Here is a 25,261-nt window from a genome sequence, read left to right on the forward strand (position 1 = left end):
ACCGGATGTCAACGGACAGGAGCACGAGCGAGGACTGGCCGGGGCCCTCCGCCGCCGCGCTGGACGAGGTGGACCGCGCGATCATCGCCGAGCTGCGGCGCGACGGCCGCATGTCCGTGCGGACCCTGGCCGAGCACGTGCACATCTCACGCGCCAGCGCCTATGCCCGCCTGACCCGGCTCATGGACGACGGCGTGATCACCGGTTTCACCGCCGAGATCGCGCCGGCGAAGGCGGGCCTGGGCACCAGCGCGTACGTCTCCATCACCATCGAGCAGAACTCCTGGCGGCAGGTGTCGGCGCGGCTGCGCGAGGTCGCCTACGTCGAGCACTTCGCCATGGTCGGCGGCGACTACGACGTGCTGGCCCTGGTCAGGACGCCGGACAACGCGGCGCTGCGGCACGTGGTCCTGGAGCGCATCCAGGACATCCCCGGTGTGCGCGCCACGCGGACGTGGCTGGTGTTCGACGAGGCCCGCGGCCCCGGCGCGAACTGGGGCAGGGGACGGGAGTGAGCCGGAGCCGCAGCGGCAGGCTGGGCAAAACGTCCGGCATGCCCCGACCGAGCGCCGCGTTGTATCAACGTTTGGCCGCCGTAGAGGCTGTTTGCGGCCATCTGTCGCCTATCAAGCCTGATGTCTTGAACAGATGGTTCATGACGCGGACGCTTCTCTTGTCGCACGTCCAGAGAAAGCGAGCGTCGCCATGTCCCATCGTCAGGTGGTCGACGGTCTTCTCCCCGCCCCCGTCCCGGTGCGCTTCGTCGCCGAGGACGGCACCGCCGCCGGCCCGCCCGCCGGTTACCGGGCACCCGCGGACGAGCAACTGACCGAGGGCTACCGCCGGATGGTCCTGGGCCGCCGCTTCGACCGCCAGGCGACCGCGCTGACCAGGCAGGGCAGGCTCGCCGTCTACCCTTCCAGCCGGGGGCAGGAGGCCTGCCAGATCGCCGGCGTGCTCGCACTGCGCGCGGACGACTGGCTGTTCCCCACCTACCGCGACTGCGTGGCCCTGGTCGCCCGCGGTCTCGACCCGGTCGAGGTGCTCACCCTGCTGCGCGGCGACTGGCACTGCGGCTACGACCCCGCGGCCACCCGCGTCGCGCCCCAGTGCACGCCGCTGGCCACCCAGACCATTCACGCGGTCGGCATGGCCGAGGCGCTGCGCCGCAAGGGCGAGGACGCGGTCGTGATGGCCTTCGTCGGCGACGGCGGCACCAGCGAGGGCGACTTCCACGAGGCGCTCAACTACGCGGCCGTCCTGCACTCCCCCGTCGTGTTCTTCGTGCAGAACAACAAGTACGCGATCTCGGTGCCGCTGGCCAGGCAGACCGCCGCGCCCGCGCTCGCCTACAAGGGCATCGGGTACGGCGTGCGCTCCGAGCAGGTGGACGGCAACGACCTCGTCGCGGTGCTGTCCGTGCTGACCGAGGCCGTACGGCACGCCCGCGAGGGAGGCGGCCCGTTCCTGGTCGAGGCGCACACCTACCGCATGGAACCGCACACCAACGCCGACGACGCCACCCGGTACCGCGACGCCGAGGAGGTCGAGCGGTGGGAGGGCGCCGACCCGCTGGCCCGGCTGGAGACCTACCTGCGCGGCCGGGGGCTGCTCGACGCGGCGGGCGTCGCCGCGGCGCACGAGGCCGCCGAGGAGTTCGCCGCCCGCGTCCGCGACGGCATGAACGCCGACCCGGAGACGGACCCGTTCGAGCTGTTCGACCACGTCTTCGCCGACCTCACGCCGCAGTTGCGCGAGCAGCGCGAACTGCTGGCGGCCGAACTGACCGCCACGGAGGAGTGACATGAGCGCGATGTCGAAGTCGAAGTCGAGGTCGGTGTCGGTGTCGGTGTCCGGGCCCGCCTCCGCGTCCATGTCGATGTCGATGTCGATGTCGATGGCGCAGGCGCTGAACGCCGCCCTGCGCGACGCGCTGCGCGAGGACGAGAAGGTGCTCGTCTTCGGCGAGGACGTCGGCCCCCTGGGCGGGGTGTTCCGCATCACCGACGGGCTGACCAAGGAGTTCGGCGAGGAGCGGTGCTTCGACACCCCGCTGGCGGAGTCCGGGATCGTGGGCCTGGCGGTGGGCATGGCGATGGGCGGCTTCCGCCCGGTGGTGGAGATGCAGTTCGACGCCTTCGCCTATCCGGCCTTCGAGCAGATCGCCTCGCACGTGGCCAAGACGCGCAACCGTACCCGGGGCCGGGTGTCGCTGCCGATGGTGATCCGCATCCCGTACGCGGGCGGGATCGGCGGGGTCGAGCATCACTGCGACTCCAGCGAGGCGTACTACGCGCACACGCCGGGCCTGAAGGTCGTCACGCCCGCCACCGTCGAGGACGCGTACTGGCTGCTGCGCGACGCCATCGCCGACCCCGACCCGGTCGTCTTCATGGAGCCCAAGCGGCTGTACTGGGCCAAGGACGGCTTCTCCCCCGGGGAACGGCGCGCCCCCGGGTTCGGGCGGGCGGCGGTGCGGCGCGCGGGCCGCGACGCGACGCTCGTCGCCTACGGCCCCGGCGTGCCGGTGGCGCTCCAGGCCGCCGGGACGGCCGCCGCCGACGGCGTCTCCCTGGAGGTGGTGGACCTGCGGACGATCGTGCCGTTCGACGACGAGACCGTCGTGTCCTCCGTACGCAGGACGGGACGGTGCGTGGTGATCCAGGAGGCCCAGGGGTTCGCCGGGGTGGGCGCCGAGATCGCGGCCCGCGTCCAGGAGCGCTGCTTCCACTCGCTGGCCGCGCCCGTGCTGCGCGTGACGGGGTTCGACATCCCCTACCCGCCGCCGAAACTCGAGCACTCGCACCTGCCGGACGCCGACCGGGTCCTCGACGCGGTCGACCGGCTGCAGTTCGACGACCGGCCCGACGTGCTGCACCTGAGCGGGGAGGCGTCATGACGGCCACGGCCGCGCGGCAGGTGTTCCGCCTGCCCGACCTCGGCGAGGGACTGGCCGAGGCCGAGATCGTCGACTGGAAGGTCGCCGTCGGCGACACGGTCGAGATCGACCAGATCGTGGTGGAGGTCGAGACCGCCAAGGCGGCGGTGGAGGTGCCGGTCCCGTACGCGGGCACCGTGCTGGCGCTGCACGCCCCGGCCGGCGCCGTCCTGTCGGTGGGCGAGCCCCTCATCGAGGTCGGCCCACCGGACCCGAATGCCGTGGACCCGAACGCAGCGGACCCGAACGCAGCGGACCCGAACGGTGACGGCAACGACGCCGAGGACCCGGCGGCGGCCCGGTACCGGGAGGAGGAGCAGGCCGGCTCCGGGAACGTCCTCATCGGTTACGGAACCGGCCACGCTCCGGGCACCCGGCGCCGCCGCCGCGGCCCCCGTCCCGCCGACGACCGCACGGCGGACTCGCGGCCGCTCAAGAAGAGCGCGCCTGCGAGCGCGCCGCAGGCACCGCGGGTGATCTCCCCGCTGGTCCGCAGGCTCGCCCGCGAACACGGGATCGACCTCGCCGACATCACCCCCACCGGCCCCCACGCCGTGATCCTGCGCCGCGACGTCGAACAGGCCATCGCCACCCTGACCCCAGCCACCTCTCCCCCTGTGGTGAAGGAGAGGGAGAAGGGGCTGGTGGCGGAGCGCATCCCGCTGCGCGGCCTGCGCCGGGCCGTGGCCGAGAAGCTGAGCCGCAGCCGCGCCGAGATCCCCGACGCCACGACCTGGGTGGACGTGGACGCCACCGACCTGCTCGCGGCCAAGGACGCCCTGCGCAGGTCCCGCCCCGAGCTCGGCATCGGGCTGCTCGCCCTGCTGGCCCGCATCTGCGTGGACGGCCTGCGCCGCTTCCCGGAGCTGAACTCCACGGTGGACACCGACCGGTCCGAGATCGTCCGGTACGGGCACATCAACCTCGGCTTCGCCGCCCAGACCGACCGCGGGCTCGTCGTCCCGGTGGTCCACGACGCGCACCTGATGACGACCGCCCGGCTCGCCGCCGAGCTGACCCGGCTCACCGGCCTGGCCCGGGCGGGCAAGCTGCCGCCCGAGGCGCTGACCGGGGGCACGTTCACGCTCAACAACTACGGCGTCTTCGGCGTGGACGGCTCCACCCCGATCATCAACCACCCCGAGGCCGCGCTCCTGGGCATCGGCCGCATCATCGACCGGCCCTGGGTGAGCGGCGGCGCCGTCACCGCCCGCAAGATCACCCAACTCTCCTTCACCTTCGACCACCGGGTCTGCGACGGCGCCGCCGCCGGCGGATTCCTGCGCCACGTGGCCGACTGCGTGGAGAACCCCGCGATCCTGCTCGCCGACGCCTGACCCGGTGGCCGCCGTCGCCGCGCGCAGTCGATCGCCGCGGCCGAGGACTCCCGACCCGGTCAGCGGCCACAAAAGGTGGCGGAGATACGGTGAGGCGCATCGATTCGCGACCGCCTCGTTCGTCGTATGGGTAGTCGGGCCGACCGGGCCCACAGCGATGGGATGTCTGAGATGGCGAAATACCTGCTCCTCATCTACGGAGACGAGCAGCTCTGGCAGGCGCGGACCCCGGAGGAGATCAAGGACCTGAACGCGGGTCACGCCGCCTTCGTCGCGGCGGCCGGCGACGCGGTCCTCGGCGGCCACGAGCTGGAGCCGTCCACCACCGCGACCTCCCTGCGCGGGACCGTCAGCGGCCGGCCGACTCCGACCGACGGGACGTTCCTGGAGACCAAGGAGGTGCTGGGCGGCTACTACCTGGTGGAGGCGCCGGACCTGGACGCCGCTATCGCGCTGGCGGAGCGGTTGCCGGAGGTGTCCGCAGCGCACAGCGGGGTCGAGATCCGGCCCGTCCGAGAGGCGAGCTGACCGCGTGACCGGACACGAGCGCGGTCCCGCCGCTGACCTTGACGTCAACGAGGCGGTCGCGCAGGCGCACCGTCGCGAGTGGGCCAGGGTGCTCGCCGCGACGGTGCGCGTCGTGCGCGATCTCGACGTGGCCGAGGAGTGCGCGCAGGACGCGTACGCGCGGGCGCTGCGCACCTGGTCCACCACCGGCGTTCCGGACCGGCCGGGCGCCTGGCTGACCACGGTCGCGCGCAACCGCGCGAAGGACCTCCTGCGCCGGGAGTCCGTGCTCCGGTCGGCGCTGCCCTCGCTCGTCGTGGACGACGTCGTGGCCGGCCCGGACGACCATGCAGACCCGCCGGTGGTCGACGACGACCGGCTGCGGCTCATCTTCACCTGCTGCCACCCGGCGTTGTCCCGCGACGCGCAGGTGGCGCTGACCTTGAGGTTGGTCTGCGGGCTGTCCACGGCCGAGGTGGCCCGGGCGTTCCTGGTCCAGGAGTCCGCCATGGCCGCGCGCATCACGCGGGCCAAGAAGAAGATCAGCGCCGCCCGGATCCCGTACCGGGTGCCCGCGCGGACCGATCTGCCCGAGCGGGTCAGCGCGGTGCTGGACGTGGTGCATCTGGTGTTCACCACCGGCTACACCGCACCGGCCGGCGCCCAGCTCGTACGCCAGGACCTGGTGGACGGCGCCATCCACCTCGCCCGCACCTTGTACCAGCTGTTGCCGGGCGACGGCCAGGTCGCCGGTCTGCTCGCCCTGATGCTGCTCACCGACGCGCGCCGGAACACCCGGCTGTCCGGCACCGGGCAACTCGTCCTGCTCGCCGACCAGGACCGGACGCGGTGGGACACCCGGCTGATCGCCGAGGGCACCGCGCTGGTGGCGCGATCACTGGGGCAGGCGCAGACGGGGTACGGCGTGCAGGCCGCCATCGCCGCCGTCCACGCCGAGGCCGCGACCTGGGAAGACACCGACTGGACGGAGATCGTCGGGCTGTACGACGTGCTGCGGCGCCTGTGGCCGTCCCCGGTGGTCGAGCTGAACCGGGCCGTCGCGATCGGTTTCCGCGACGGCCCGCAGGCCGGCCTCGCCGCCCTCGCTCCGCTGCTCGACGAACCGGCGCTGGCCACCTACGGCTACCTCAGCGCCACCCGCGCCGACTTCCTGCGCCGGCTGCGGCGCCGGCAGGAGGCGGCCGCGGCCTACGAAGAGGCCCTGGCCATGACCGACAACCAGGTGGAACGCGCTTTCCTGGCGAGGCGGCTGGAGGAGGTCCGCACGCACTGGACCTGAGCCCCGCGCCTTCAGGCCGCCGACCAGCCGCCGTCCACGGGCACGAGCGCGCCGTTGATGAAGGAGGCGGCGTCGGAGGCGAGGAAGAGTGCGGCGTCGGCCATCTGCTCGGGCTGGGCCAGGCGCTCGCCGAGGGCGAGGACGGGGCCGAGGCGGGCGGCGCCGGTCGGGTCGAAGGAGGCGCCGGTGGCGATGTTGGTCATGGTGGGGCCGGGCAGGATGGCGTTGCAGCGGATGCCGTCCTTGGCGTACGCCCAGGCCACGCTGCGGGTCAGGCCGACCACGCCGTGCTTGGAGGCGGTGTAGGCGGCGCCGGCGGCCCCGCCCCGGATGCCGGCCTCGGAGGCGGTGTTGACGATCGCGCCCCGGCCCTGGGCCAGCATGTGCGGCAGCACCGCGTGGGTGACCAGGAAGGTGCCGGTCAGGTTGACCCGCAGGACCCGCTCCCACTGCTCGACCGGGATGTCGGCGGGCAGGGCCATGGTGTCCATGATGCCGGCGTTGTTGCACAGCACGTCGATCCGCCCGTACGCGCTGATCGCCGCCTCCACCAGGGCCGACACCGAGGCCTCGTCGCTGATGTCGGCGGCCAGGGGCAGGGCCGCGTCCCCGATGGCCGCGGCGGTCTCCCGGGCACTGGCCTCGTTGACGTCGCAGGTCACGACGCGGGCGCCGGCCTTGGCGAAGGCGACGGCCATCGCCCTGCCGATCCCGGAGCCCGCACCCGTGATGAGGGCGACGGAGTCGTCGAAGGTCGTGGTCAAGAGTTCGTCCTTTCGGTCGGAACGATCGCCCCGCCGATCTGGAGGAGACGACGGAGGGCGGTGGTGGTGTCATGAGTGGCCCGGCCCAGGTCGGGGATCCTTCCGGCGGTCATCGCGATGCGACGTGCCGGGCGGCGCGGTAGCCGAAGACGACGGCGGGGCCGATGGTGGAGCCGGGGCCCGGGTAGGTCCGGCCCATGACCGAGGCGGTGGTGTTGCCCGCGGCGTACAGGCCGGGGATGGCCGTGCCGTCCTCCCGCAGCACGCGGGCGTGCTCGTCGGTGAGCAGGCCGCCCTTGGTGCCCAGGTCACCCGGATAGACGCGGACCGCGCGGAAGGGGCCCTTCTCCAGCGGGGCGAGGTTGGGGTTGGGCTTGACCCGGGGGTCGCCGTAGTAGTTGTCGTAGACGGTCCGGCCCCGCCCGAAGTCCTCGTCGACGCCGGTGCGGGCGAAGCCGTTGAAGCGCTTGACGGCCGCGCCGAGCCGTACGGCGTCGACGCCGATCTTCGCCGCGAGCGACTCCAGGGTGGGAGCCTGGACGAGGAGCCCGGCCCTGCTCCACTTCCTGGCCTGCCCGAGCAGGGCGGTGTTCAGGTAGCGCCGCGTGTGCCGAACGTCGCTGATCAGCCACATCGGGCCCGGCACGTGGTGGGCCAGCATGTCGTGCCCGACGTCGATGTAGGACGCCGACTCGTTGGTGAAGCGCTCGCCGTTCGCGTCCACCATGATCGAGAAGGGGAAGGACCGCTCCGAGACGAGGAAGCGGGCCTTGCCGTCGGGGCCGACCAGGGACGCGCCCCACCAGGCGTCGTCCATGAGCGCCAGGGCGCCGCCCGCCCGGACGCCCACCTCGATGGCCGTGCCCAGGTCGCCCTCGGGGGCCGAGGAGTAGCCGGGGATGCCGTGGTGCTTGCTGCGCCACTCGGCGTTGCCGGCGAACCCGCCGGCGGCCAGGACGACCCCGCGCCGGGCGCGGACCCTGCGCGGCCGGCCGTCCCGCTCGACCACCGCTCCCACCACGGCGCCGTCCTCGATGACCAGGTCGACGATCGGCGCCGACAGCCAGACCGGGGTCTGCTGGTTGCGCACGATGTGCATGAGCGAAGCGGCGAGCGCCCCGCCGATGCCCGCCGGGCGCTTGCCGCCGGCGAGCTGGCCGAGCGAGCGGAAGACGAAGCGTGCGCCGCGGACGAAGCCGCTCGGGGTGGACCAGGCGCGCGACAGCAGCCACACGTCGTCGGTCATGAGCGGCAGCGGGATGCCGCTCTCCTTGGAGCGGGCCTTGTCATACCAGTCGCCGAGGAGCCTGGTGTCGAACGGGGCGGCCTCGATCGCGCGGCCCACCTTGCCGCCCGGCCGGTCGGGATAGTAGTCGGGATAGTCGGGGGATCGGCGCCACCGGACACCGTGGCGGCCGAGGAAGGCCACGACCTCGGGGGCCGTACGCACGAAGGCCTTCCTGCGCTCGGGCGAGGAGGCGGGCCCGGCTTCGGCTATGACCTCGTCCATGTACCGCAGGGCCTCCTCGGCCGAGTCGGGGACGCCGTCCCGCAGCATGAGGGGGTTGGCCGGCATCCAGAGCCCGCCTCCGGAGACGGAGGTGGTGCCGCCCCATTTCGAGGTGCTCTCCACCACCAGGACGTCCAGCCCGCCGTCGGCGGCGGCGATGGCGGCGCTCAGTCCCGCCGCGCCGGAGCCCGCGACGAGCACGTCGACGGTGCTGTCCCATGGATCGGTCATCGCAGTCCCCTTCGGCCCGGACCTCTTCCGCAACCGGACAGGTATGTCCGGTTGCGCTGTAGTCTGTGCGATGACCGGGCACCAGGTCAATAAGGACGGGTTGCCCGAAGCCCCCGAGCCGGAGGGCATTGCGCCACGCCCGATTCATCTATTATCGTCGATTGTCGATGGATATCTCAGCTACCCCGCTGGACCGGGCCGAGGCCGAGGAGTACGCGAGCTGGTTCAAGGCGCTCGCCGACGCCACCCGCATCCAGATCGTGTCGTTGCTGGCCAGGCAGCGCTCCCCGATGACCGTCGGCGAGATCGTCGCCGCCTCGGGCGTGGGCCAGTCGACCGTGTCACACCACTTGAAGATCCTCGCCGAGGTGCGGTTCGTCCTGGTGGAACGGCAGGGCACCTCCAGCCTGTACCGGATCAACGACAACTGCGTGAGCTCGTTCCCAACCGCGGCCGACGTGGTCATGGGCAAGCCCGTACCCGCACCGAAATGCGACTGAGGAGACCCGCCATGGCACACGACGAGATCATCGATCTGTACTCCGGCCTGGCACGGGCCGCCGCCGGCGGCGAACGCATCACGGACTGCGGAGCCGACGCCTTCGAGCAGGGAGGCTTCGGCGCGGCGGGGTACGACGACACCTCCGCGCTGCCCGAGGGGGCGGTCCGGGCCAGCCTGGGCTGCGGGAACCCGGTCGCCGTGGCGGAGCTGCGGCCCGGCGAGACGGTGCTCGATCTGGGCTCGGGCGGCGGCATCGACGTGCTGCTGTCGGCCCGCCGGGTGGGTCCGTACGGCACCGCGTACGGGCTGGACGCCAGTGACGACATGCTGCGCCTCGCGCGACGCAACGCCCGGGAGGCCGGCGTCACCAACGTCCGGTTCCTGCACGGCAGCATCGAGCGCATCCCCCTGCCCGCGCACGCGGTGGACGCGGTCATCTCCAACTGCGTGATCAACCTGTCGGACGACAAGGCCGCAGCGCTGGCGGAGGCGTTCCGGGTGCTGCGGCCGGGCGGCCGGTTCGGCGTCAGCGACGTCGTCACGGACGGCGAGGTCGCGCCCGAGCGGCGGGCGGCGGTCGAGCAGCGCGTGGGGTGCGCGGCCGGAGCCCTGTCCGTGGCCGACTACCGCTCGCTGCTGCGGGCGGCCGGGTTCACCGGCCTGCGCATCACGCTCACCGCCGACCACGGAGACGGGGTGCACTCCGCCATCGTCCGGGCCACCAAGCCCGCCGTCGGCCCGGGCCTGGAGATCCGCCCCATGCGCGACGCCGACGCCGCCCAGGTCCTGGCCATCTACCAGGCCGGCCTCGACACCGGCCAGGCCAGCTTCGAGACCACCGCACCGAGCTGGGAGGGCTTCGCCGCGGGCAAGCTGCCGCACCTGCGCTACGTGGCCGTCGACAGCGAGACCGGCGAGGTCGTCGGCTGGATCGCCGCCTCGGCCGTGTCCACCCGGCCCGTCTACGCCGGGGTCGTGGAGCACAGCGTCTACGTCCACCCCGGCTGCCAGGCCCACGGCATCGGACGGGCCCTGCTGACCGCGTTCATCGCCGCCGCCGACGACGCCGGCGTCTGGACCATCCAGTCCGGCGTCTTCCCGGAGAACACCGCCAGCCTCTCCCTGCACCAGGCGCTCGGCTTCCGCGTGGTCGGCACCCGCGAGCGCATCGGCCGCCACCACGGCACCTGGCGCGACGTGGTCCTCATCGAACGGCGGAGCCGCGCCAGCGGAGTCTGAGGCACCGAATCACGCCCCACCCGCCTCCTCCCAGATTAGGCGGACATCTAATTTGACAAATCTCTAATCAGTCGGGCATGCTTCCAACTACTTCGAAAAGCGTCTAAACAAGAGGGGTCGCGATGCGCGCTCTACTGCGCCGGTTGCGCCGGGACGACACCGTCACCTTCGACGAGATCCACGGCGAGGTCTGCGACTCCGCCTGCCGGGCGAGCGTGCGCATCGACCGCGCCCGCACCACGTACCTGATGTTCCGCTGACCACCGACCGACCACTGACGACCCGAATACGAGCGAGGTAATCATGAGTGACGGATGCTGCGGCACCACCACTTCCCTTGAGGCCACCTCCCTTCAGGTGGAGCAGCCCGCGATCGAAGCCGGCGCTCTGCCGGTCGTCGTGATCGGCGCCGGCCCGGCCGGGCTGGCCGCCGCCGCCCACCTGGCCGAGCGGGGCCTGGACTTCCTGGTCCTGGAGGCCGGAGCGCAGGCCGGCGCGTCGGTCGCGCAGTGGGGCCACGTGCGGGTGTTCAGCCCGTGGAAGTACAACATCGACGCCACCGCCCGCCGCCTGCTGGAGGCCGACGGCTGGAGTGCCCCGGACCCCGAGTGGCTGCCCACCGGTGCCGAGCTCATCGACGACTACCTGGCCCCGCTGGCCAAGCTGTTCGCCGACAAGGTGCGCCTCGGTGCCCGCGTCAGCGCGATCAGCCGGCTCGGCTACGACCGGGTCCGCACCGGCGGTCGCGAGCACGCCCCGTTCCTGATCCGTCTCGACGACGGCACCGAGCTGCGGGCCCGCGCGGTCATCGACGCCTCCGGCAGCTACACCAGCCCGAACGTGCTGGGTGCCGGCGGTCTGCCCGCCCACGGCGAGAACGAGGTGGTCGTCGACCACGCGCTGCCCGACGTGTTCGGCGCCGACCGCGACCGCTACGAGGGCAAGCACGTCCTGGTGGTCGGCGCGGGCCACTCGGCCGCCACCACCCTGCTCGCCCTGGCCCAGCTGGAGAACACCCCGATCACGTGGGCGATCCGCGCCGGCAACGCCACCCGCACCTATGGCGGCGGGGCGGCGGACGCGCTCCCGGCCCGCGGCGCGCTCGGCACCCGGCTGCGCGCCCACGTCGATTCCGGCCGGATCCGGCTGCTGACCGGCTTCTTCACCCACCGGGTGAACGCCACCGGCCAGGGCGTCGAGGTGGTCAGCCGTGACCCGTCCGGCCACGAGCAGGCGGTCACGGTGGATCAGATCGTGTCGGCGACCGGCTACCGGCCCGACCACTCCATCGCTTCCGAGCTGCGCCTGGATCTGGACCCCGTGCTCGGCTCCACCCGCGCGCTCGCCCCGCTGATCGACCCCAACCAGCACTCCTGCGGGACCGTCCCCGCGCACGGCGTGGACGAGCTGGCCCACCCCGAACCCGGCTACTACGCGGTCGGCGTCAAGAGCTACGGCCGCGCCCCCACGTTCCTCATGGCCACCGGCTACGAGCAGGTCCGCTCGGTCGTGGCGGCGCTGGCCGGGGACTGGGATGCGGCCCGGGACGTGCAGCTCGACCTGCCCGAGACCGGCGTGTGCTCCTCCAACCTCGCCGAGGCCCAGGAGCAGCGCGTCGGCCTGGCCACCGGCATCAGCGGCGGCCTGCTGTCCACCCCGCTCCCCCTCGCCACCGTCGGTGCCACCACCGGGACCGGCGGCTGCTGCGGCTGAAAGGAACGCCCCTGATGTCCGACGGCCACCCCACCGCCGCGCAGAAGGAGGCGCCGCGCCTCATCCGCGACCATGAGCCGATGCCCGCCCTCCGGCCGGCCGACGAGCTGGTCGCGGCCCGCAGGCCCGGCACCAACCCCGGCCACCCGCGTGCGATCGCCCGGATGGCGGGAACGCTCGCCCGGCGGCTGCGGGCCCAGGGCTTCATCGCCGAGACCCGTGCGGGCGGATGGGCGACCACGGCTGAGGGCCGTGCACTCATCGCGTGTCCGGCATGAGTTCCAGCACCGAGACCGCCGCCCCCGAACTCGAGGGTGGCGGTTCGCCGCATTCCGTCCGTGGCTGGCGGATCGTGGCCGCGCTGGCCGTCACCCAGACCATCGGCTACGGCGTGCTCTACTACGCCTTCTCCGTCTTCCTCGCCCCCATGGCCCGCGACCTGCACGCCACCGACGCGCAGATCGCCGCCGCGCTCACGTTGTCCGTCCTGATCGCCGCGGTGTGCGCGCCGCTGGTCGGCCGCCGGCTGGACGCCCATGGCGGGCGCGCTCTGATGACGGCCGGGTCGCTGCTGGGCACCGCGGCGGTGCTGGCCTGGTCGCGGGTGGAGAGCCTGCCGCAGCTGTACGCGGTGTTCGCCGCCATCGGCATCGCCTGCTCGATGGTGCTGTACGAGGCCGCCTTCGCCGTCATCGTCGCGATCCACGCCGGCAACGAGCGCGGCCGGGCGAACGGGCTGCTGGCGCTCACCATCGTGGCCGGGTTCGCCTCCTCGATCTTCCTGCCTCTCACCGGTCTGCTCGTCGACCACCACGGCTGGCGCACGGCGCTGGTGGTCCTCGCGCTGATCTACGGGGTGGCGGCGATCCCGCTGCACGCCCTCGCCGTACGGCGCCACCCGGCCAAGGGCAGGGCGCGGGCGTCCGCCGCGGCCGAGGAGCGGGCCGGGATCGTCAAGGCGGCCACCCGCAGGCGGCCGTTCTGGCTGCTGGTGGTCGCCTTCACCGCCAACGGCGGCGCGGTCGCCGTGATGGCGGTGCTGCTCATCACCTACCTGGTTCACCTCGGCCACTCGCCCGTCCTGGCCGCCACCCTGGCCGGGCTGCTGGGGGTGTTGTCGGTGACCGGAAGGCTGATCACCACCGGCCTGCAGACCCGGTTGCCCGCCGCCCTCATCGCCGCCGCGATCTTCGCCCTGCAAGGGGTGGCCGTGCTGCTGCTGCCGCTGACCGGTCGCAGCGTGGCGGGCGCGATCGGCGCGGTGCTGCTGTTCGGGCTCGGCTTCGGCATCGCCTCCATCACCCTGCCGCACCTGCTGGTCGAACGCTACGGCACCGCCGCCTACGCCAGCCTGGCCGGCCGCGTCGCCGTCTTCTCCGTCGCCGACAAGGCCCTGGCCCCGCTCGGCGCGGTCGCGCTCGCGCAGGCGGCCGGCTACGGCTGGGTGATGGGCGCGGTGGCCGCCGCCTGCGTGATCGCGGCGTGCGCGCTGGTGGCCTACCACCGCATATAATTTAGACCCTTGTCGAAGTAAGGGGTTTCGGATGACCGCCGTCACCATCCAGTGTTGCGCGCCGATCGCGCGTGAGCCGCTGACCGAAGGCGCCGCCACCGAGCTCGCCAGCATGCTCAAGGCGGTCGCCGACCCGGTCCGGTTGCGGCTGCTGTCGATGATCGGCTCCCATGCCGGCGGCGAGGCGTGCGTGTGCGACCTGACCGACGCCTTCGACCTGACCGCGCCCACGATCTCCCACCACCTCAAGGTGCTGCGCACCGCCGGGCTGATCGACGGCGAGCGGCGCGGCACCTGGGTCTACTACCGCATCATCCCCGAGGCGGTGAACAAGCTGGGCGCCCTGTTCGCTCCGCTCACCGACCCCGCGCCCGCCCAGCCGGTGGACGTCGAGCTCATCGGCGTATGACCGAAGGTCCACGTGCTGTCGATGTCCTGGTGATCGGGGGCGGCCAGGCGGGCCTGGCCGCCGGCTACCACCTGCGCCGCGCCCGCGCCGACTTCGCCGTCCTCGACGCCCAGGATGAGCCCGGTGGGGCGTGGCGGCACGCCTGGCCGTCGCTACGGCTGTTCTCCCCCGCCCAGTACAGCTCCCTGCCCGGCCGGATGATGCCCGTGCCGCCCGGCGGCGGCTACCCCGGCGCCGCCGACACGGTGGCCTACCTCGCCGACTACGAACAGCGCTACCAGCTGCCGATCGTCCGGCCGGCGACCGCGCGTGCCGTACGCCGCGGCGAGGAGCGGCTGCTGGTCGACACCGACGCCGGCACCTGGCAGGCCCGCCACGTGATCAGCGCCACCGGCACCTGGTCGCGCCCCTACGTCCCGCACTACCCCGGCCTCGCGGACTTCCGCGGACAGCAGCTGCACACCGTGAACTACCGCGGCCCCGAGCCCTTCCACGGCCGGCGGGTCGTGGTCGTCGGCGGTGCGAACTCCGCGGCGCAGATCCTGGCCGAGGCCTCCACCGTCGCCGACACCACCTGGGTCACCCTGCGCCCGCCCCGCCTGCTGCCCGACGAGATCGACGGGCGGGCCCTGTTCGCCCTGGCCCGGACCGCCGGCGGCGTCGGCTCCCTGGGGGACATCGTGGCCGTCCCGTCCGTGCGCGAGGCCCGCGACCGCGGCGTCCTCAAGGCCCAGCCGATGTTCGACCACATCACCACCACCGGCGTCACCTGGGCGGACGGCACCAGCCTCGACTGCGACGCGATCATCTGGTGCACCGGCTTCCGCCCCGCCCTGGGCCACCTGGCGCCACTACGGCTGCGCGGCCCGGGCGGGCTCATCCCGGTCGAGGGCACCCGCGCCGCCGGCGAACCCCGCCTGCACCTGCTCGGCTACGGCGACTGGACCGGCCCGGCCTCCGCCACCCTGATCGGCGCGAGCCGTACCGCCAGGAACGCCGTCACCGAGATCCTGGCGGCAACCCCGTAGCCGATCCGCACGTTAATTAGATCAGCCTCTATCTTGACGAACTTCAAAGCAGCATGGGAACATGACCCCTGTTTAGATATTCATCTAATCATCGAGGTGGAGGATCACGATGACGAACGAGACGCCCGGCGGATTCATCGGCAGCCCTGACGAGGCGTTCGCCCCGGCCGCCGCCGGAGGCTGTTGCGGCGCTCCTGCCACGCAGGCTGCCACACCCGCGGAAGCCGGTGCCACCACGGTGGCCACGGCCTGCTGCGGCAGCAGCCCGGCACCCGCCGCGCCGACGAGCCAGGGCGGCTGCTGCGGCGAGGCGCCGAGCCCCGGCCAGGAGCCGGTGACCGCCGGTGCCGGGGGATGCTGCGGATGACGTCCACCGACCCGGCACCGGCGCGCACCGCGCCGGTGCCGGCGGCGGCCCTGGAGCAGCTGTCCACCGGGCGCATGCTGGCCACCGTGCGGGAGCTCGCCGCCGATCGCTACAGCGGGCGGCGGGTGGGCACGCCCGGCGGCCGAGCCGCCGCCACCTGGCTCGCCGGCGAGCTGCGCGAGCTGGGCGCCGAAGTCGAGCTGACCGGCTTTCCCGTCTCCGGCGTGCGTGAGCTGTACGGGACACCGGTCATGCGATGGAACGTCGAGGGGAAGGTGCGCCCCCTGGAGCATCGCCGCGACTTCGTCGAGCACCTCGCTTCGGCCGAGCTGTCCGTGGCACGCACCGCGCCCGTGGCTGCGGCCGGAGATGCGGACCTGCGCGGCCGGTGGGTGCTGGCCACGGCCGGGGACCTGACGCAGGCATGTGAACGAGCCGCAGCCCGCCAGGCGGCCGGGGTCATCACCGCGCGCGGCACGGACGCCGACGGCTGGATGCCCAAGATGATCGCCGGGCCACCCGTTCGACCCGTGCCGATCCTGGCGTTGCGCACCGAGCTGCACCAGCACCTCGCCGAGGCGCTCGGCCGGGGCCCGGCGCACGTGACGGCGTCCATGCCCATGCGGGTGGTCGCCGCCGACGGCGTCAACGTCGAGGGGCGCCTGCCGGCCGCCCGTCCCCGCGCCGACACCGGCGCAGCGCTGACGCGAGTGTTGCTGACCGCGCACTTCGACGGCGTCGGCGACGATCCGGAGCGCCGCCTGCCGGCGGCCGCCGACAACGCCTCGGGCGTGGCCGTCGTCCTGGAGGTGGCCCGCGTGCTGGTGGCGGCCGGCATCCCGGACGCGCTCGAGGTGCGCGTCGCCCTGCTGGACGGCGAGGAGGCCGGCGCATGGGGATCCGCGCACCACGCCGCGACCGTGCCGGCGGACACGCTGGTGATCAACATGGACGGGGCGGCGCAACTGCACCAGGCCGCCTCGGTCGAGGCGGGCGGTCCCGCCCATGCCCTTCTCGCATCCCTGGACCAGGCGGCCCGCCTGACCGGCGTGCCCCTACGGGCGGGCGCGATGGCCTCGGACAACCGCCGTTACGCCGCCGCCGGCCTCGCCGCGATCGGCATCGGCATGGGCATGCCCGGCTACCAAACCCCGGCCGAGACCCCCGACCGCGTCGAAGCAGGCACGCTCATGACAGCGGCCCGCCTGCTCCTCGCCACCGTCAGCCGGCTGGCTCGCCCGGCCACCCAGGACGGTACAGCCGTGTGACGGCCAGGTGGCAGGCACTGCCGGCGTGGATCAGCTACAGGAGGCGCCGGGTGCGCAGTCGTCGGGCGGGCAGCAGGCCTGGAGGGTCGCCTGCAGGTCGGACAGCGCCTTGCCGATCCGCGCGGAGTCGGCGCGGTAGTAGACGGTCTTCCACTCGCGCCGCGAGCTCAGCACGCCGCCGTCGCGCAGCGTGGCCAGATGAGTCGAGGTGGCGGACTGGGCGAGGGACATGCGCTCGGCCACCTCGTTGACGGTCAGCTCGATCCCGCCGGCGAACAGCTCCATGATCCGCTGGCGGGTCTCGCTGGCCATCGCCTTGAGGAAGCCGCGCGCCTCGTCGCTCAGCTCGATGGAAGTGGACGTCATGGTCATAGCATCACCCCACCACCATCATATTGTGTTTTCTGGATGTGACGATATGATCTGGCGGCATGGACACCATCGTCATCGGCGGCGGCCAGTCCGGCCTCGCCGCCGCACACTGCCTGCGCACCGCCGGACTCCGCCCCGTCGTCCTCGAAGCCGGCGAGCACCCCACCGGCTCCTGGGCCGACTACTACGACAGCCTCACCCTCTTCTCCCCCGCCCGCCACAGCACCCTCGGCGGCCAGCAGTTCCCTGGCGACCCCGACCACTACCCCACCCGTGACGAGGTCGTGGCATACCTGCGGCGCTACGCCGACAGCCTCGACGTCGACATCCGCACCCGCACCCGGGTGAGCGCCGTCGAGGGCGACGGCGCGGGCGGCTTCCTCGTCCACACCGCCGACGGCGACACCCTGCGCACGAAGGGGGTGGTGGCGGCCAGCGGCTCGTTCGGCAACCCGTACCTCCCGCAGCTGCCCGGCCAGGACACCTTCGCCGGCCAGCTGCTGCACGTGGCCGACTACCGCAACCCCAAGCACTACGCGGGCCGGCGCGTCGTCGTCGGCGGCGGCGGCAACTCCGCCGTCCAGGTCGGCTACGAGCTCGCCGAGGTGGCCACGGTCACCCTGGCCACCCGCCACCCGATCGCCTTCATGCCCCAGTTCATCGCCGGCCAGGACGTCCACCACTGGCACACCACCACCGGCTTCGACGACCTGCCGCCGTACTGGCTGGCCCAGATCGCCGCCCGCGCGGGCGGCGGCACCCTGGTCCTGGACACCGGCGACCACGCCGCCGCCCTGGCCGACGGCCGGATGGACCGCCGCCCCCTGTTCACCGCCTTCGAGGGCGACCGGATCCTGTGGTCAGACGGCGAGCGCGAGCATGTCGACACCGTCATCTTCGCCACCGGCTACCGCCCCGACCTGGGCTACCTCCATCCGCTCGGCGCGCTCGGCGAGGACGGCCTGCCGCTGCACGACGGCGGCGTCTCCACCACTCACCTCGGGCTCGGTTACGTCGGGGTGGAGTTCCAGCGTTCGTTCGCCTCCAACACCCTGCGCGGCGTCCACCGCGACGCCCGGCACGTCACCGCGCCGATCGCCGCGTACGCCGGCGGCACCCTGGCCCCCTATGGCCTGTGACCCGGGCCCCGCACCGCTCCTGCCGGCCGCGTGCGCGCCGTCCGGCACGACGCTGAGCTACAGGGGACTCCACCGACCTACTGGAAGCCTCCACGGACGTCCGCGCCACGGCAGCCGGTGACCGTGGGGAACCCCTGACGCCGCTTCAGCCGCGGGTGGTCCCGCTTCTGCGGGAGCGGTAGTTCGCCACCTTGACGCGGTTACCGCATTCCTCCATGCCGCACCACTGGCGATTGCCGCCCCGGGAGCGGTCGATGAAGATCCGCGTGCATTCCTCCAGCGCGCATTCACGGATGCGCAGCCCGCCGGGCTGCTCGGTGAGCTCTCCGAGCAGCTCGGCCGCGGATCGGGCCACGCTGGACGCGATCGCGCCCGCGCCTCCGGAGCGTACGAGCCCGCCAGGGGTCAGCCGCACCCGCGGCGGCGCCTCCGCCGCGGCCTCGTTGACGGCGCGCAGATCGCCCTCCGGCCAGGGCCGGCCGTCCATGGCGCACGTCACCAGCCGGTAGACGGCCTCCCGCAGCATGCACAGCCACCGCAGGTCGGCGGCGCCGACGGCCGGCTCCGCGCTCGTCACCCCGGCCGCCACGGCCCATCGGCCGAGGTCCGCGGGGGTGGCCAGGAGCTCCTCCGGACGGGTGCGCCGCCACTTGAGCGTGCCCGCGAAGTCGAGGGCGAGGTTGCCGCTGACGAAGACGAAACTCACGACACCATCTTGACAGGTTACATACGGCTGCTGCAATCTTCTGTACACCTGCTCAGCCGGTTACATCGGGAGCCATGTGTGATCACCGAAGACGACTACCTCTACTACGTCGACCGCGCCCTCAACGGGATGGCCGGCATCGTCGCCGGCCTCGGCGACCAGCTCGCCAACGCCAGGCCGCCCTTTCCCGGCGCCAACTCGCCGTACGCGCTGCTCGCGCACTGCCTGGGAGTGGTGTCGTACTGGGCTGGGCAGCTCGTGGCCGGACGCGAGGTCACCCGCGACCGCGACGCCGAGTTCGCCGGCGCCGGCCCGGTCGGCCCGCTGCTGGACGAGGTCGCGACGGTACGGGGCCGGCTGGCCGACGACGTACGCGCGGCCGTACCCGGAGCCCGGCTGCGCGATGCGCCGCCCGCGGCCTTCCTCGGACCCGACCGCGAGCTGACCCAGGGATCGGCGCTGCTGCACGTCTACGAGGAGCTCGCGCAGCACCACGGCCAGATGGAGATCCTGCGCGACGCCATCCTCGCCGGCCGGCCCGCAGGGCAGCGCCCGTGAACCGCCCGCCCGCCGGCCCGTTCGAGACCATCGACGTCGAACGGCTGCGCTCGGGACACGGCGTCAAATGGGGTTCCCTGCCTCGGGACACCATCGGGGCCTGGGTCGCCGACATGGACTTCGGCATCCCGCCCGCCGTGCAGGAGAGCATCCTGCGCACCACGCGGCAGGCGGACTTCGGCTACCCGTACTGGCGGGGAGAGGACCCGGTGGTCGAGGCGTTCGAGGAGCGCATGCTCGCCCGTCACGGATGGCGTCCGCGGCGCGAGCGGACCCGGGTGTTCAGCGACCTGCTGCAGATCCTCCAGGTCGTCATCGAGTACGCCACCGAGCCGGGTGACGGTGTCGCCGTCCACGTCCCCGCGTACCCGCCGTTCCTGGCCAGCATCGTCCGGGCGGGGCGCCGGATCGTACCGCTGCCCGTGACCCGCGACGAGACAGGATGGCAGGTCCCGGCCGACGGGCTCACTGAGCACCTGCGAGCTCAGCGCTGCCGCCTGCTCGTGGTCGTCAACCCGCACAACCCGACCGGCCGCGTGCTCACGCCCGCGGAGCTGCTCCCCCTCGCCACGGCGGCCGAGGAGCTGGACCTGCCGGTGCTGGCCGACGAGATCCACGCCGATCTCGTGTTCGCCCCGCACCGGCACGTGCCGTTCGCCTCGATCGCCATGGCCGCCGCACGCACGGTCACGGCGACCTCGGCGACGAAGGCGTTCAACCTGGCCGGGCTCCGCTGCGCCGTCGCGCACATCGGCCCGGACCGGCTGCACGACGCGCTCGACCAGGCTCCGCTCGACTTCTTCGGTACGCCGAGCATCCTCAGCCGGGTCGCCACCGTGGCCGCCTGGCACCGGTCCGACGCCTGGCTGGCGGACCTGTCGGACGCTCTCGTGCGCAACCGGCGCCTGATCGAGGAATGGGCGGCGGCGCTGCCATGGGACCTGGGTTACCACTCGCCGCAGGGGACGTACCTGAGCTGGCTCGACTTCAGCCGGAGCCCGATCGGGGGCGGGTCGCCCGCCGGCCACCTGGAACGGTTGGCGAGGGTCAAACTCAGCGAAGGAGCCGAGTTCTCGCAGCACACGGAGGTGGACACCGCGGCGTTCGCCCGGCTCAACTTCGCCACCAGCCCGGCCAACCTCGCGGAGATCCTCGACCGCGTCGCGACCGCCCTGAAGTGATCCGCGAGACCGGCATGGGCAGCCGGCCTTCCGCACGTCCGGCAAGGGCCCTGGATGAGGAGGTTCACCCCCAAGCTGTCCTGTCGTACGGATCGACGTTCTTGAAGGCCATCCCGATGATCTCGTCAAGGTCGTCGTTGCCGTAGTCCTCGGGTCCTTGCGCGCCTCTGCCGGCGCCCGGTTGAATTCCTCACCCTTCAGCAGTCTGGCGGCCGACTGCTCCTGAAGCAGGGAGGGCACAGGGCAGGTCGCGGCCGAGATGCGGTGCGCATCGCTCCGATCGTGACCTGGTGGAGGCCGTCGAGTCCGGCCCGGCGGCTCGACCCGCGCACGCTCTCCCCGGGAAATTCCGGATTCCGTAAGGATCCCGGCTGCCCTTCACCCACGCGCGCGTGCCGGTCGCCCCGCCGGGTAGGCCACGCCCGTACCCGAAGGAGGGCATCCATGACCAGAACAGCCCCGGAGACCATGGGCGAAACCGACGTCATCGACCTGCTCCTGGCCCAGCACGCCATGATCAGAGACCTGTTCGACGAAGTCGAACAAGCACCCACCGACCAACGCGCCGAAGCATTCACCCGACTCGTCCGCCTCCTGGCCGTCCACGAAACCGCCGAAGAGGAAATCGTCCACCCCTACGCCCGCCGCACCATCGACGGCGGCGACGGAGTCGTCGACGACCGGCTCACCGAAGAGAACCAGGCCAAGCAACTCCTCTCCCAAATGGACCAGGCCGGCCCCGACGCCCCCGACTTCGCCGCCAACCTCGCCATGCTGCGCACCGCCGTAGAAGCACACGCCCGCAGCGAAGAACGCTACGAATTCACCCAACTCCGCGGCCACACCAGCCAAGCCGAACGCCGCACCATGGCCGCCGGCGTCAAAGCCGCCGAAGCCATGGCACCCACCCACCCCCACCCCGGCACCGAAACCGCCACCAAGAACCTCCTGGCCGGCACACCCATCGCCATGATGGACCGGGTCCGCGACGCCATCCGCCAGGCCATGGGCAAGAACCCCTGACCATGACCACCCGCGGAATTGGGCTGCCCGGCACGATCCTGGGGGTCGGGCTGGGCGGCTTCGTCGACGGCATCCTGCTGCACCAGCTCCTGCAGTGGCACCACATGCTGAGCAGCACCGACACCGACAACATCGGCGTGCGCTACTACCCGGCCGACACCGTGCCCGGGCTGCGCATGAACACGCTGTGGGACGGGCTGTTCCACACCTTCACCTGGCTGGCGGTGCTGGTCGGGCTCGGGCTGCTCTACTCCCGCGTCACCACCTCACGCGGGCGGGTGTGGCGCTCCCGGACGTTGTGGGGCTGGATCCTCGTCGGGTGGGGGCTGTTCAACCTGGTGGAGGGCGTGATCGACCACCACCTGCTGGGCATCCACCACGTCCGCACCGGGCCGTACCAGCTGTGGTGGGACCTCGGTTTCCTGCTCCTCGGCGCGATTCTCGTCATCGGCGGCTGGGCGTTGCAGCGTACCGGCGGACGGCTCGACCTGTGCCGGGACGAGGAGCCGGCCGCATGACGCACCACGGCGGCACGGCACCGGCCTTGCTGGTGATCGCCGTGGTGGCGGCCGGCTACCTGACGCTGGCGGCGTACGGGAAGCCCGGGCGGTGGCGCGCGGCGGCGTTCCTGACCGGCCTGGCGCTGCTGGCCGCCGCCACGACGGGGCCGATCGCCGCGCTGGCCGCGACCGACTTCCGCGGCCACATGCTGCAGCACCTGCTCATCGGCATGCTGGCACCCCTGTGCCTGGTGCTCGGCGCGCCGATGACCCTGCTGCTGCGCGCCCTGCCCGCCGCCCGCGCCCGCCGCCTGGGCGCGCTGCTGCGCCGCCGTGCCGTGCACGCCGTGGCCAACCCGGTCACGGCGCTGGTGCTGAGCGCAGGCGGCATGGTGGTCCTGTACGGCACCCCGCTCTACCGGCACACCACCGCGAACGGCTGGCTGCACCTGGCCGTCCACGCGCACTTCCTGCTGTCCGGTTACCTGTTCGCCTGGGTGATCGCCGGGCCCGACCCCGCGCCCCGCCGCCCGCCGGTGCCGGCCCGGCTGGTGGTGCTCGGCGTGGCGATCGCCGTGCACGCCGGGCTGTCCCAGCTGATGTACGCCGGGATCGGAGTGGACCTGCCCGTGCCGGAGGAGCAGCGGCGCGGCGCGGCCGAGATCATGTACTACGGCGGCGACCTGGCCGAGCTCCTGCTCGCCGTGGCCCTCACGCTCGGCTGGAAGCCCGCGAGAAACGTACGGCGCAACGTGACGTCCCCGAGGGCCGCGGTCGCCGTCGGCGGTCGCGGGGCGGACGACCGATGCGGGTGACGCCCACGCCGGCCAAGATGCTGATCGCGGCCGGCCTGGCGGGGAACCGGCAGCGGCCACCGTACGGGCACGATCCCGGAGATTGATCTCGCCCGTGACGGGTAGCGACCTGGTCATGCGATTAGGCGTGCTCGACATCGGTTCCAACGCCGCTCATCTGCGCATCACCGATGTCACGGCGGGCCACCCGCCACTGCCGGTGGCGACGCTGAAGCGCCAGATCCGGCTGGCCGAGGAGATCAGCCGGGAGGGCGTCATCGGGCGGGCGGCGATCGACCGGCTGACCGAGGCCGTCGGCGAGGCCGTCGCGGTCGCGGCGCATCATCGGGTGCACCGGCTGCTGCCGTTCGCCACCTCCGCGGTCCGCGACGCCGCCAACCGCGAACCGATCCTGGCGGAGATCCAAGCCGCCACCGGTGTCCGCGTCGGCTACCTGGACGCGGTGCAGGAGGCCCGGCTGACGTTCCTGGCCGTACGGCACTGGTACGGCTGGTCCGCCGGCCCGATCCTGCTGGCCGACATCGGCGGCGGATCCATGGAGCTCGCCTACGGCACCGGCGAAACGCCCGAACTGGCGCTGTCCCTCCCCCTGGGAGCCGGACGGCTGACCCGCCACCGCCTGCCGGACCCCGACCGGGTGAAGAAGAAGCACCGCCGGCGGCTGCGCGAGCACGTGGAGTCCGTGCTCGCCAGGAGCGTGGGCGACATGTCCGCCAGGCACCGCATCGGCCAGGCCACCGCGGTCGCCACGTCCAGGACGTTCTACCAGCTCGCCCGCCTGTGCGGGGCGCCGAAGGCCAAGGCCGGGCCCCAAGCCACCCGCGAGCTCCGCCGCGACGACCTGCGCGAAGCCATCGAACTCCTCGCCGGCCGGACGCCCGAGCAACGCGCGCAGCTTCCCGGCGTCTCGGCCCCCCGCGCCCGGCAGATCCTCGCCGGGGCCATCGTCGCCGACGCCACCCTGGCCGCTCTCGACCTGCCGCGCGTGCGCATCTGCCCCTGGGCGCTGCGCGAGGGCATCCTGCTGGACCAGCTCCACCACTCGGCCCGGCGCACCCGGCATCTGGCCGCGATCCAGAGCCAGAGCGCCTGACCCGGACGATCGCCGGGGGTTCAGGCTCCCTGCGGATGCCGGTGATGGAGCAGGCAGAACTCGTTGCCCTCGGGGTCGGCCAGCACGACGAACCCCTCGTCACCCCGCTGGCCGACGTCCACGCGGGTCGCGCCCAGCCCTACCAGCCGCTCGACCTCGGCCTCGACATCGGCGCCGTCGGGAACGTACAGGTCAGGGTGGTTGCGGTTCTTGGCCCGCTTGGGCGCGTCGGTCGGCTGGAGCCAGACCGTCAGGGAGTCGCGCGGCGCGTCCGGCGGCGGCCACAGGTGCGGCGCCTCGCCGTCGTGCTCGACCTCGTAACCGAGTGCCGCCGACCAGAACGCCGCCATCTTCCGGGTGTCGTGCACGTCCAGGGTCCACTGTGCGAACCGGCTCGTCACGGAAGCCGCCCTTCATCGCTGTTCGTCCTTCGCCCACGCGTACCCACATCCCCGGCACGCACGCGCACCGCGGACGGGCGGCCCTTCCCGCACGCCGGCTCGTGCTGCTCCGGCTGCCCGCCGCGCGCATCGGACGGGCGGCTGGTCAGTGGTGGTAGGCGTGGACCACCGCGTGGCCCTTGCCGCGGCCGATGATCCACTTGTTGATCGGCCAGGTCACCAGGAACGCGACCAGCAGCGCGAACGCCAGCGCACCCCAGAAGAGGACCGAGGCCAGGCCGGCGTCCATGGCCCCCGGGATGATCAGCATGATGCCGTTGTCCACGATCTCCATGACCAGGATCGACAGGGTGTCGGCGGCCAGCGCGAGCCGCAGCGCCGTACGCCAGTCGAGGCCCGCGCGGAACAGGCCGCGCAACGTGAGCGCGTAGCCGAAGATGAACGCCAGGACGACGGCCAGCAGGATGCTGGGCAGGTCGTGCCAGCCCAGCGCGGTGGCGATCACCATGCCGAGCACCTCGCCGATGGCGCACCCGGTGAGGCAGTGCAGCGTCGCCGATGCCGCCACGCCCCACGTCGCCTTCATCGGCTCATGGTGACCGTGGTCCGCGCCGTGGGCCTGCGCGTGGCCGCCGTGCGCGTCGGGGCCGGAAGCGTGCGACCCATGGTCGTGTTCGCTGTGGTGCATCGAATCGGACATTGTCACCCTTATCCCAATAAGTCATTTCGACACACCAAACGTATACCCCCTACCCGTATATCGGCAACGGCCCCGTTCTGGCCGCCTTCCCGGCAAGCGCCCGCACATCTACTACGGAATATAGTTGAGACGCGGCGCGCCGGTGAA

At 72.7% G+C, this 25,261-nt stretch carries 29 protein-coding genes; 23 read left to right on the top strand and 6 right to left on the bottom strand.

Annotation, left to right across the window (positions count from 1 at the left end; all coding sequences use genetic code 11):
• Positions 1-5: 5 nt before the first annotated feature.
• The 6 genes from ACBJ59_RS52730 (at position 6) to ACBJ59_RS52755 (ending at position 6,082) form a co-directional block, all read left to right on the top strand.
• Positions 6-515, top strand: a complete 510-nt coding sequence (locus ACBJ59_RS52730) for an Lrp/AsnC family transcriptional regulator (protein ID WP_375117542.1) — start codon at positions 6-8, stop codon at positions 513-515.
• A gap of 190 nt (positions 516-705) precedes the next feature.
• The gene (pdhA, locus tag ACBJ59_RS52735; protein WP_375117543.1) at positions 706-1,803 is read left to right on the top strand and encodes a pyruvate dehydrogenase (acetyl-transferring) E1 component subunit alpha; all 1,098 of its coding nucleotides are present in this window, start codon (positions 706-708) and stop codon (positions 1,801-1,803) included.
• 76 nt (positions 1,804-1,879) lie between these two features.
• Positions 1,880-2,899: an alpha-ketoacid dehydrogenase subunit beta gene (locus ACBJ59_RS52740; RefSeq protein WP_375117643.1), complete on the top strand. Its 1,020-nt coding sequence runs from the start codon at positions 1,880-1,882 to the stop codon at positions 2,897-2,899.
• A complete protein-coding gene (locus ACBJ59_RS52745) occupies positions 2,896-4,275 on the top strand; it encodes a dihydrolipoamide acetyltransferase family protein (RefSeq protein WP_375117544.1) in 1,380 nt (459 codons plus the stop codon). Before ACBJ59_RS52740 ends, ACBJ59_RS52745 begins: the two co-directional genes overlap by 4 nt.
• 162 nt (positions 4,276-4,437) lie before the next feature.
• A complete protein-coding gene (locus ACBJ59_RS52750) occupies positions 4,438-4,803 on the top strand; it encodes a YciI family protein (protein WP_364133165.1) in 366 nt (121 codons plus the stop codon).
• A 4-nt stretch (positions 4,804-4,807) separates the two neighbouring features.
• On the top strand, positions 4,808-6,082 hold the full coding sequence (locus tag ACBJ59_RS52755) for an RNA polymerase sigma factor (protein ID WP_375117545.1): 1,275 nt from the start codon (positions 4,808-4,810) through the stop codon (positions 6,080-6,082).
• Positions 6,083-6,093: 11 nt separating this feature from the next.
• Here ACBJ59_RS52755 and ACBJ59_RS52760 read toward each other — a convergent pair whose 3' ends face one another.
• Entirely contained in the window at positions 6,094-6,846 is a 753-nt protein-coding gene (locus tag ACBJ59_RS52760; protein WP_375117546.1) for an SDR family NAD(P)-dependent oxidoreductase, read from the bottom strand.
• A gap of 109 nt (positions 6,847-6,955) precedes the next feature.
• Positions 6,956-8,587, bottom strand: a complete 1,632-nt coding sequence (locus tag ACBJ59_RS52765; RefSeq protein WP_375117547.1) for an FAD-dependent oxidoreductase — start codon at positions 8,585-8,587, stop codon at positions 6,956-6,958.
• Between the two features lie 167 nt (positions 8,588-8,754).
• Between ACBJ59_RS52765 and ACBJ59_RS52770 the strand changes: the two genes are divergently transcribed.
• From ACBJ59_RS52770 to ACBJ59_RS52815, 10 genes are all read left to right on the top strand, one after another.
• Positions 8,755-9,087, top strand: coding sequence for an ArsR/SmtB family transcription factor (locus tag ACBJ59_RS52770; protein WP_375117548.1), 333 nt, complete (start codon positions 8,755-8,757; stop codon positions 9,085-9,087).
• Positions 9,088-9,098: 11 nt separating this feature from the next.
• Positions 9,099-10,328 carry a GNAT family N-acetyltransferase gene (locus ACBJ59_RS52775; RefSeq protein ID WP_375117549.1) on the top strand — a complete coding sequence of 410 codons (1,230 nt, stop codon included), beginning with the start codon at positions 9,099-9,101 and terminating at the stop codon, positions 10,326-10,328.
• Positions 10,329-10,450: 122 nt separating this feature from the next.
• Positions 10,451-10,588, top strand: a complete 138-nt coding sequence (locus ACBJ59_RS52780; protein ID WP_375117550.1) for a hypothetical protein — start codon at positions 10,451-10,453, stop codon at positions 10,586-10,588.
• Between the two features lie 43 nt (positions 10,589-10,631).
• A complete protein-coding gene (locus ACBJ59_RS52785) occupies positions 10,632-12,041 on the top strand; it encodes an FAD-dependent oxidoreductase (RefSeq protein ID WP_375117551.1) in 1,410 nt (469 codons plus the stop codon).
• Between the two features lie 14 nt (positions 12,042-12,055).
• Positions 12,056-12,319, top strand: coding sequence for a hypothetical protein (locus tag ACBJ59_RS52790; protein ID WP_375117552.1), 264 nt, complete (start codon positions 12,056-12,058; stop codon positions 12,317-12,319).
• Complete coding sequence (locus ACBJ59_RS52795; protein ID WP_375117553.1) at positions 12,316-13,554, top strand: MFS transporter; 1,239 nt, start codon at positions 12,316-12,318, stop codon at positions 13,552-13,554. Before ACBJ59_RS52790 ends, ACBJ59_RS52795 begins: the two co-directional genes overlap by 4 nt.
• 31 nt (positions 13,555-13,585) lie before the next feature.
• Positions 13,586-13,963 (top strand): metalloregulator ArsR/SmtB family transcription factor, encoded by a 378-nt coding sequence (locus ACBJ59_RS52800; RefSeq protein WP_375117554.1) that lies wholly within the window; start codon positions 13,586-13,588, stop codon positions 13,961-13,963.
• A complete protein-coding gene (locus ACBJ59_RS52805; protein ID WP_375117555.1) occupies positions 13,960-14,991 on the top strand; it encodes an ArsO family NAD(P)H-dependent flavin-containing monooxygenase in 1,032 nt (343 codons plus the stop codon). Before ACBJ59_RS52800 ends, ACBJ59_RS52805 begins: the two co-directional genes overlap by 4 nt.
• A 109-nt stretch (positions 14,992-15,100) precedes the next feature.
• A complete protein-coding gene (locus ACBJ59_RS52810; protein ID WP_375117556.1) occupies positions 15,101-15,358 on the top strand; it encodes a hypothetical protein in 258 nt (85 codons plus the stop codon).
• Positions 15,355-16,626 carry a M28 family peptidase gene (locus ACBJ59_RS52815; RefSeq protein WP_375117557.1) on the top strand — a complete coding sequence of 424 codons (1,272 nt, stop codon included), beginning with the start codon at positions 15,355-15,357 and terminating at the stop codon, positions 16,624-16,626. Before ACBJ59_RS52810 ends, ACBJ59_RS52815 begins: the two co-directional genes overlap by 4 nt.
• Before the next feature lie 30 nt (positions 16,627-16,656).
• Here ACBJ59_RS52815 and ACBJ59_RS52820 read toward each other — a convergent pair whose 3' ends face one another.
• Positions 16,657-16,992, bottom strand: a complete 336-nt coding sequence (locus ACBJ59_RS52820; protein WP_375117558.1) for an ArsR/SmtB family transcription factor — start codon at positions 16,990-16,992, stop codon at positions 16,657-16,659.
• Positions 16,993-17,057: 65 nt separating this feature from the next.
• Here ACBJ59_RS52820 and ACBJ59_RS52825 point away from each other — a divergent pair, with 65 nt between their 5' ends.
• Entirely contained in the window at positions 17,058-18,137 is a 1,080-nt protein-coding gene (locus ACBJ59_RS52825) for a flavin-containing monooxygenase (protein ID WP_375117559.1), read from the top strand.
• 145 nt (positions 18,138-18,282) lie between these two features.
• Here the strand turns inward: ACBJ59_RS52825 and ACBJ59_RS52830 are convergent, their stop codons facing one another.
• The gene (locus ACBJ59_RS52830; RefSeq protein WP_375117560.1) at positions 18,283-18,843 is read right to left on the bottom strand and encodes a CGNR zinc finger domain-containing protein; all 561 of its coding nucleotides are present in this window, start codon (positions 18,841-18,843) and stop codon (positions 18,283-18,285) included.
• 78 nt (positions 18,844-18,921) lie between these two features.
• On the opposite strand from ACBJ59_RS52830, the gene ACBJ59_RS52835 reads away from it, so the two are divergent.
• The 6 genes from ACBJ59_RS52835 (at position 18,922) to ACBJ59_RS52860 (ending at position 24,013) form a co-directional block, all read left to right on the top strand.
• A complete protein-coding gene (locus ACBJ59_RS52835) occupies positions 18,922-19,401 on the top strand; it encodes a DUF664 domain-containing protein (protein WP_375117561.1) in 480 nt (159 codons plus the stop codon).
• Positions 19,398-20,582, top strand: coding sequence for a MalY/PatB family protein (locus ACBJ59_RS52840; protein ID WP_375117562.1), 1,185 nt, complete (start codon positions 19,398-19,400; stop codon positions 20,580-20,582). Before ACBJ59_RS52835 ends, ACBJ59_RS52840 begins: the two co-directional genes overlap by 4 nt.
• Positions 20,583-21,050: 468 nt before the next feature.
• Positions 21,051-21,605: a hemerythrin domain-containing protein gene (locus ACBJ59_RS52845; protein WP_375117563.1), complete on the top strand. Its 555-nt coding sequence runs from the start codon at positions 21,051-21,053 to the stop codon at positions 21,603-21,605.
• A 2-nt stretch (positions 21,606-21,607) separates the two neighbouring features.
• Entirely contained in the window at positions 21,608-22,123 is a 516-nt protein-coding gene (locus ACBJ59_RS52850) for a DUF2243 domain-containing protein (protein WP_375117564.1), read from the top strand.
• A complete protein-coding gene (locus tag ACBJ59_RS52855; protein ID WP_375117565.1) occupies positions 22,120-22,920 on the top strand; it encodes a cytochrome c oxidase assembly protein in 801 nt (266 codons plus the stop codon). Before ACBJ59_RS52850 ends, ACBJ59_RS52855 begins: the two co-directional genes overlap by 4 nt.
• A gap of 94 nt (positions 22,921-23,014) precedes the next feature.
• Positions 23,015-24,013, top strand: coding sequence for a Ppx/GppA phosphatase family protein (locus tag ACBJ59_RS52860; RefSeq protein WP_375117566.1), 999 nt, complete (start codon positions 23,015-23,017; stop codon positions 24,011-24,013).
• A gap of 20 nt (positions 24,014-24,033) precedes the next feature.
• On the opposite strand, the gene ACBJ59_RS52865 is transcribed toward ACBJ59_RS52860, so the two are convergent.
• Together ACBJ59_RS52865 and ACBJ59_RS52870 are read right to left on the bottom strand one after the other, a co-directional pair.
• Positions 24,034-24,414 carry a VOC family protein gene (locus ACBJ59_RS52865; protein ID WP_375117567.1) on the bottom strand — a complete coding sequence of 127 codons (381 nt, stop codon included), beginning with the start codon at positions 24,412-24,414 and terminating at the stop codon, positions 24,034-24,036.
• Between the two features lie 145 nt (positions 24,415-24,559).
• Positions 24,560-25,000, bottom strand: coding sequence for a DUF4396 domain-containing protein (locus ACBJ59_RS52870; protein ID WP_375117568.1), 441 nt, complete (start codon positions 24,998-25,000; stop codon positions 24,560-24,562).
• Between the last annotated feature and the right edge of the window lie 261 nt (positions 25,001-25,261).

Origin of the sequence: Nonomuraea sp. MTCD27 (genome assembly GCF_041950495.1) — a bacterium.
Taxonomy (GTDB): Bacteria; Actinomycetota; Actinomycetes; order Streptosporangiales; family Streptosporangiaceae; genus Nonomuraea.